Origin of the sequence: Parasphingorhabdus sp., assembly GCF_036964675.1 — a bacterium.
Taxonomy (GTDB): Bacteria; Pseudomonadota; Alphaproteobacteria; order Sphingomonadales; family Sphingomonadaceae; genus Parasphingorhabdus.
This window is the reverse complement of record NZ_JBALTF010000014.1, coordinates 37,496-44,021: the sequence shown is the minus strand read 5'-3', so window position 1 is coordinate 44,021 and position 6,526 is coordinate 37,496. Positions and strand designations below refer to the sequence as shown.

The window sequence follows — 6,526 nt, the reverse complement described above, 5'->3', positions numbered from 1 at the left end:
GCCGGCTCCCAGTGCCACGACATCGCCCGGCTCGGCGAGGATCAGGGCTTCCTGAAGCCGTTCCTGGGCATCGGCGCCGGGCGCGACGGTAACGGTTTTTGCGAGTGAAGGGGCGCTCAGGCACAGCGCGGTGGCGAACAGTAAACTGCGGATCATATCTCTCTCCTCCAAGAAACAGAGATAATGCCGGAAAATGCCGTTGCTGCCTAGAGCATTGACATGAATGTCAGTAGATTGACGGCGTCAGCCGTCCGCCAAAACCCATTCGATCGCAGCGTCGGCATGAATTTCGGTACTGTCGTAGATCGGCAGGATATTGGCCTTGGTATCGATGATCAGGTCCAGTTCGGTAGAGCCCAGCACCACCGCCTCGACATCACCCTTGGCGATATTGGTGATATAGGTTTTCATCGTCCGTTCGGACTCGCGCTTGGCCTGATTGAACATCAGCTCCTCATAGATGATCCGGTCGATCTCCTCGACCCGCTCTTCATCCGGTGGGGTCAGGACAATCCCCTTGCCGACCAGACGTTTGCGATAAAATCCCTCGGTCATCACATTGCGGGAACCAATCAAAGTCGCCGACTTTATGCCGTCAGCGATCATCTTGTCGCCGACACAATCGGCAATGTGAAGGATCGGCACACCCACTTCCGGTTGCACCTGATCATAGATTTTGTGCATCGCGTTGGAGCAGATCAGCACGGCGGTTGCACCGCTATGCTCCAGCCGCTTGGCCGACCGGGTCATCAGACCCGCCGCCGCATCCCAGTCATCATCCGACTGCAACCGGGCATAATCGCTGAAATTGACGCTCTCGATCAGCATGTGCGGGCTGGCAAAGCCGCCAAGCCGCTTTTGCACTACGCTGTTGATCCGCGTGTAATAGCTGGCGGTCGATACCCAACTCATGCCGCCAATCAGGCCAATTTTCCGCATTAAAGTTACAATCCCTGAAATATACCCTGAAATATACGAAGCCGGCGTCTAAAGCGCCTTTACAATTTCCTCGCACATTTTCTTCGCATCGGAAAGTAACATCATTGTCTGGTCCATATAAAAGACCTCATTGTCGACCCCGGCATAGCCGACACCGCCCATCGAGCGCTTGACGAAGAATATCGTCTTGGCCTTTTCGACATCGAACACCGGCATGCCGTAAATCGGCGAGCTTTTATCGGTTTTCGCTGCCGGATTGACCACGTCATTGGCACCAATGATGAACGCAACATCGGCCTGGGCGAATTCGCTGTTGATATCCTCGAGCTCGAAGACTTCGTCATAAGGCACATTGGCCTCGGCCAGCAGCACGTTCATATGGCCCGGCATCCGGCCGGCGACCGGGTGGATCGCATATTTGACGCTGACGCCTTCTGCTTTCAGCATATCACCCATTTCGCGCAACGCATGCTGCGCCTGCGCCACTGCCATGCCATAGCCCGGTATGATGATCACGCTTTCGGCCTGCTTCATCATATAGGCCGCATCTTCAGCCGAACCGCGTTTCCACGGCCGGTCAGTCTTGGCGGCGCCGTCGCTCGGCCCGCTGTCCGTACCAAATCCGCCAGCGATCACACTGATGAAGCTGCGATTCATCGCCTTGCACATGATATAGGACAGGATAGCACCGGACGAACCAACCAGCGCGCCGGTGATGATCATTGCGGTATTGCCAAGGGTAAAGCCCATCGCTGCAGCCGCCCAGCCGGAATAGCTGTTCAGCATCGACACCACCACCGGCATGTCGGCGCCACCGATCGGGATGATCAGCAGGAACCCGATCAGGAAGCTGAGCCCGACGATGGTCCAGAATATTGGACCTGTGCCAATGGTTGGCGCAATCGCAAAATAAGCGGTCAATCCGATGATCCCGGCGAGCACGCCAAGATTGAGGACATGGCGCAGCGGCAGCATGATCGGTGCGCCCGACATATTGCCGTTGAGTTTCAGAAAAGCGATCACCGAACCGGAGAAGGTAATCGCACCAATGGCGACACCAAGGCCCAGTTCGACGCGGCTGACCGTCAATATTTCACCGGTCGCATCCAAAATGCCAAAGGCACCGGGATTGAGATAGGCAGCGATCCCGACCAGCACAGCGGCCATGCCGACGAGGCTGTGGAAAGCGGCGACCAGCTGCGGCATATCGGTCATCGCAATGCGGCGCGCGGTGACAAAACCGATCGCGCCACCAATGGCGATGGCGACGGCGATTTCCGGCAGGCTGGCAATGCTGTGAGTCCATAGCGTCGTGACCACGGCGATCAGCATCCCGGCCATCCCGAAACGGTTGCCCTTCCGGCTGGATTCGGGCGACGACAGGCCGCGCAATGCGAAAATGAACAATATGCCTGCAATCAGATAGGCCGTGGCAACCCAGGGATTCACCGGTTCACCAGAGGAGGCAAGCGCGGGAGAAGCGGCGAAAACCGTCATCCCAGCGAAGGCTGGGATCCAACCCAATCTCGATACGACACGGCGGCCTTGGCTTAGGCCCCAGCCTGCGTTGGGGCGACATGGCTCGTTATGCACAGAAGCACCCATTATTTGCGCTCCCTCTTCTTGTACATCGCGAGCATCCGCTCGGTCACGGCAAAGCCGCCAAAAATATTCACGCTCGCCAGCACCACGCCAACCAGACCCAGCCATTTGGCGGTCTGACCACCATCCGCCTGCGATCCCGCCGCCGCTGCAATCAGCGCCCCGACAATGATCACCGAGGAGATCGCATTGGTCACCGCCATCAGCGGCGTGTGCAAAGCCGGGGTCACCGACCAGACGACATAATAGCCGACAAAACAGGCCATCACGAAGATTGAAAGAATTGATATAAAGTCCATCGCTAACCCCCTAGTTCGCCAGAAGGCGCTCATTCACAACCTTACCATCCTTGGTAAGCCGTATGCCAATCGTCACTTCATCATCATCGGGCAGTACCGGCCGTTTGGCCTCTTCATCCCAATAAGCGCTGAGGAAATTAAAGAGATTGCGGGAAAACAGCGCCGAACTGTCCGCTGCCATCATCGCCGCGATATTGCTCGCACCGATGATCTTGACGCCATGTTTCACGACCACTTTGCCGGCAACAGCGCCTTCGACATTGCCGCCTTGTTCCGCCGCCAGATCGACAATCACGCTGCCGGTCCGCATCGTCGCAATCTGCGCGTCCGAGATCAGCCGCGGCGCCGCGCGTCCGGGGATCAGCGCGGTGGTGATGACGATATCCTGTTTGGCGATATGGGAAGAGACCAGTTCCGCCTGGGCCTTCTGATATTCCTCGCTCATCTCGGTGGCATAGCCGCCGGAGCCTTCGCCCTCGATGCCTTCGACCGATTCAACGAAAATCGGCTTGGCGCCGAGCGACTGGATCTGCTCCTTGGTGGCGCTACGCACATCGGTCGCGCTGACCTGTGCGCCCAGTCGCCTTGCGGTGGCAATAGCCTGCAGACCGGCGACACCGACACCCATGACAAAACAGCGCGCGGCAGAAACCGTGCCAGCTGCAGTCATCATCATCGGAAACACCCGGCCATATTCATTCGCCGCCAGCAGCACGGCCTTGTAACCGGACAGATTGGATTGCGACGAGAGTATGTCCATCGATTGCGCGCGGGTGATCCGCGGCATGAATTCCATCGCCAGTGCGTCAATGCCGAGCTTGGCATATTCGTCAACCCGCTCGCGCTCGCCATAAGGATTGAGGCTGGCAACCAGCCACGCGCCTTTCTTTATGCCCTTGATCGATTTTGGATCCGGTCCCTGCACGGCCAGCACGATATCGGCGTCCTTGAGGACGGCAGCGCGGGTTCCGACTGTCGCCCCCATGTCCTGATAATCTGTGTCAGCAACCGCAGCAGATTCGCCCGCACCCTTTTCGACAGCCATGGTGGCGCCGAGAGCAATGAACTTCTTGACCGTTTCGGGCGACGCGCTGACGCGCGCTTCGCCGTCGGCGAGCTCCTTCAATACCGCAATTTTCACACTAGATTCCAATCCGTTAGGAAATGAGTATAACCACCAATATGGCCACCATGGCGGTTAGGACTGTGCCTACTTTCAGCATCGAGAGAAAGCTGGCGTAGGTTTCCTGGGCGCTGCCCAAATTGTTATTCGATGTCATGATTTCCCCATTTTTTCGTTCCAAAGTGGAGCGAGGTGTAACCTTATATTAGCGACTGCTCAAGTCCTACCCACCGTCATTTTGGATAGAATATTTATCCGTCCCTTAATCGGCTCTTTACCGGTTGCCGCTATGAAAATGGTTCATTGTGGGACAATCGGGACAAAAATGGCACAAAACGGCACAAAATTACTGCTGCTGATCGATGATGAGCCGGCGCAATGCCGGTTGATTTCGGCGTTGGCCTCGCGGGCGGGATTCCGCACGATCTATGCCCGCGACGCGGAAACCGCGATTGCGACGCTCGGTACACAGGACGGAATGATGCTCGACGCGATCATTCTCGACCATTGGGTGCCGGGCTCCGAAGCCACCGAACTGATCACCGAACTGAAAGCCCGCCGTCCCGCCTTGCCGATCCTGATGCTGACAGCGGTCGGATCGATTGCCGAAGCGGTCGATGCCGTGCGCGCCGGAGCCACCGACTATCTGATCAAGCCGGTTGCCCCCGAACTGATGCTCAAGGCGCTCGACGCCGCCGTCATATCCGCGCGGGATGCCGGCGAACTGCGCCCGCTCACCGAAAAAATATCGGTGCCGCTCGAATTTGAAGAAATTGTCGGAGCGGCCCCTGCCTTCCGCGCAGCACTGGCAATCGCTGCCAAGGCTGCCCGCGCCCGGGTTCCGGTACTGATCGAAGGCGAAGGCGGGGTTGGCAAGGAAGTCATTGCCGACGCCATCCACGCCGCCAGTCCGCGATCAAAATTGCCGATGTTGAAGCTCAATTGCGGCGCAATTACCGGAAATCTGCTCGATTCGATCCTTTTTGGTCATGAAAAGGGCGCTTTTACCGGTGCTTTTGACCGCAAGATTGGCCTGCTCCAGCAGGCCGAAGGCGGGACGATTTTCCTCGACGAGGTCGACCGGATTCCGCCGGAAACCCAGGTCCGTCTGCTCCGCTTCCTGAAACATTCCGATATCCAGCCTCTGGGCAGCCCGAACAGTTTCCAGCTCGACGTCCGGATCATCGCCGCAACCAATCGCAAGCTGCAGCGGGAAGTCGAAAAAGAAAATTTCCGCGAAGATCTCTATTATCAGATGAATGTCGTGCAGCTGACCATTCCGCCGCTGCGTGACCGGACCGGCGACATCCCTGCACTGGCGCGGCATTTTCTGGCTCGCCTCGCGCTCCAGCCCGGCCTCCGCAGCCTTGGCATTACCGACGAAGCGCTGAGCCTGTTGCGCAGCTATCGCTGGCCGGGCAATGTCCGCCAGCTGCAGAGCGTATTGTTCCGGGCCGCCGTGATGTGCGACCACAATGCCCTGAGCTGCGAAGAATTTCCGCAGATTGCCTCCTTTGTCGCCGAATCCGGGGATCTGGAGCCGCATCTGATGAACAGTCCGGAGGGCATTGGCATCACGCTCTATTGCGAAGATGGCAATTTGCGGCCGCTGGAAGAAATCGAAGCCGATGTGATCCGCCTCGCCATTGGCCATTATCGCGGCCGGATGACCGAAGTCGCGCGGCGTCTGGGCATCGGACGCTCGACTCTCTATCGCAAATTAGCCGATCTGGGCATTGATAACGCAGCATAATTTCGCCGCCTGCTGTTGGATTTGACATTTTCGGCCATATCCAACAGCGTCAAATCCAACCCAAATCCAACATCACCATTGATGTTTCGTCTCGCTGGTCTTAAGTCTGGGCGATATGAAAAACATGCTTCCAATTCGTCCATTCGGTGCCGCTCTGACGCTAGCACTGCTCCTTTCGGCCTGCGGAAAACAGGAAGCGGTCGGCGATGTGCCGTCGAGCGAAGAACTCGCGCGGCAAGCGGATGCCGCGAGCCAGGCGATCCGTGACGAAGCGGCCGCGACAGATGGCGATGGCGCGCAAAGCGCGATCGACCTCACCAGCATGGAGAGCTACGCCAATGCTTTGCGCGGTTACACGATCATGGTGCCCAGTGGCTGGACGGTTGATGCGACAGCCAGCGATGACAATGGCCGAGTATACACCGAGACGGTAAGCGGTACAAAGCTGTCGGTAAGCTGGGTAGAAAATCGCGAGGACGCTGCCTGGAGCAAGGCCGTTCAAACAGTCGAGGATGGTACCGATGCCATGGAGGGCGCTACCGTCGGCAAGAATGAATATCGCGCCTCGGGGGTTTTGACCAATGGTCTGAAATCAAGCCAGCGGCTGCTCCGCAAGCCCGATGGCACGATGGTACGGGCAGAAATCACCTATGCCGCCGACCAATCCAAATCGACGGACCCACTGGCCTCAGCGATATTGGATAGCCTGACCCTTCAATAGCGGCAGTTTAGTCGCAGTCTATCGGTTGAGCTTGGCGTCCAGGAAGCTGGGCATCGGGCCGTTCCAGCCGCTATCTCCGTCATCGTCAT

The 6,526-nt window shown here is 57.8% G+C and carries 7 protein-coding genes; 2 read left to right on the top strand and 5 right to left on the bottom strand.

The annotated features are described in order from the left end of the window. Positions 1-243 precede the first annotated feature (243 nt). The 5 genes from V7665_RS04455 to V7665_RS04435 form a co-directional block, all read right to left on the bottom strand. A complete protein-coding gene (locus V7665_RS04455; protein ID WP_335663332.1) occupies positions 244-939 on the bottom strand; it encodes an aspartate/glutamate racemase family protein in 696 nt (231 codons plus the stop codon). A 48-nt stretch (positions 940-987) separates the two neighbouring features. Continuing rightward, positions 988-2,436, bottom strand: a complete 1,449-nt coding sequence (locus tag V7665_RS04450) for an NAD(P)(+) transhydrogenase (Re/Si-specific) subunit beta (protein WP_335663331.1) — start codon at positions 2,434-2,436, stop codon at positions 988-990. A gap of 107 nt (positions 2,437-2,543) precedes the next feature. Beyond that, positions 2,544-2,840 (bottom strand): NAD(P) transhydrogenase subunit alpha, encoded by a 297-nt coding sequence (locus V7665_RS04445; RefSeq protein ID WP_335663330.1) that lies wholly within the window; start codon positions 2,838-2,840, stop codon positions 2,544-2,546. A gap of 10 nt (positions 2,841-2,850) precedes the next feature. After that, positions 2,851-3,981: a Re/Si-specific NAD(P)(+) transhydrogenase subunit alpha gene (locus tag V7665_RS04440; protein ID WP_335663329.1), complete on the bottom strand. Its 1,131-nt coding sequence runs from the start codon at positions 3,979-3,981 to the stop codon at positions 2,851-2,853. A gap of 16 nt (positions 3,982-3,997) precedes the next feature. Next, entirely contained in the window at positions 3,998-4,120 is a 123-nt protein-coding gene (locus tag V7665_RS04435; RefSeq protein ID WP_335663328.1) for an aa3-type cytochrome c oxidase subunit IV, read from the bottom strand. Positions 4,121-4,288: 168 nt separating this feature from the next. On the opposite strand from V7665_RS04435, the gene V7665_RS04430 reads away from it, so the two are divergent. After that, a complete protein-coding gene (locus V7665_RS04430; RefSeq protein ID WP_335663327.1) occupies positions 4,289-5,716 on the top strand; it encodes a sigma-54-dependent transcriptional regulator in 1,428 nt (475 codons plus the stop codon). Positions 5,717-5,840: 124 nt separating this feature from the next. Next, positions 5,841-6,437 carry a hypothetical protein gene (locus V7665_RS04425; RefSeq protein ID WP_335663326.1) on the top strand — a complete coding sequence of 199 codons (597 nt, stop codon included), beginning with the start codon at positions 5,841-5,843 and terminating at the stop codon, positions 6,435-6,437. The last annotated feature ends 89 nt before the right edge of the window (positions 6,438-6,526 follow it).

Excerpts from the sequence above, each read along its gene's own strand:
- V7665_RS04455 (WP_335663332.1), bottom strand. The coding sequence starts at position 939 with ATGCGGAAAATTGGCCTGATTGGCGGCATGAGTTGGGTATCGACCGCC.
- V7665_RS04450 (WP_335663331.1), bottom strand. The coding sequence starts at position 2,436 with ATGACGGTTTTCGCCGCTTCTCCCGCGCTTGCCTCCTCTGGTGAACCG.
- V7665_RS04445 (WP_335663330.1), bottom strand. The coding sequence starts at position 2,840 with ATGGACTTTATATCAATTCTTTCAATCTTCGTGATGGCCTGTTTTGTC.
- V7665_RS04435 (WP_335663328.1), bottom strand. The coding sequence starts at position 4,120 with ATGACATCGAATAACAATTTGGGCAGCGCCCAGGAAACCTACGCCAGC.
- V7665_RS04430 (WP_335663327.1), top strand. The coding sequence starts at position 4,289 with ATGGCACAAAACGGCACAAAATTACTGCTGCTGATCGATGATGAGCCG.
- V7665_RS04425 (WP_335663326.1), top strand. The coding sequence starts at position 5,841 with ATGCTTCCAATTCGTCCATTCGGTGCCGCTCTGACGCTAGCACTGCTC.